This is a genomic window from Lysobacter sp. TAB13 (genome assembly GCF_052113885.1).
Classification (GTDB): domain Bacteria; phylum Pseudomonadota; class Gammaproteobacteria; order Xanthomonadales; family Xanthomonadaceae; genus Lysobacter; species Lysobacter gummosus.
In genome coordinates this window covers 1-423 of the sequence record NZ_JBFRDR010000244.1, presented here as the reverse complement: position 1 = coordinate 423, position 423 = coordinate 1, and the positions used below count along the sequence as shown (strand labels likewise).

General features: G+C 63.6%; 1 protein-coding gene. It reads left to right on the top strand.

The features are described 5' to 3' along the window. Nucleotides 1-14: 14 nt before the first annotated feature. A partial coding sequence (locus tag AB4Y92_RS26010; RefSeq protein WP_441822249.1) for an extracellular solute-binding protein occupies nt 15-423 on the top strand: 409 nt, incomplete at its 3' end.

Here is a 423-nt window from a genome sequence, read left to right as displayed (position 1 = left end):
GTCTTATGAAATCAATGATCTTTGACAGAAGGTCGGTGCTGCGCGCCAGCGCCGCGGGGCTTGCGCTTGCGGCTTTGCCGAAGCAGGCAGCTGCACAGGGCCTGTCGGGGACGGTCCGGGTCTGGACCTTTCTGGGAGCAGACGGGCAGTCGCCGCGCGAGGTCGTGCTGCGCGAGATCATCAAGCGCTTCAAGGCCACGCACCCCGGCGTCGATGTCAGGATCGAGGCCCAGCCCTTCCAGGAACTCGAGGTGAAATTTGTCGCCGCCTCGGCTCAGAACCGCGCGCCCGACGTGATCTGGATGCGTGACACCTTTCTCGATCTCGTCCAGCAGCGCGGCGCGCTGGCCGATCTCGACGCTCTGCTGTCGGACGACTTCAAGACCAAGGTGCTTCCCGATCTGTATCCGGTCTTCGTCGAGA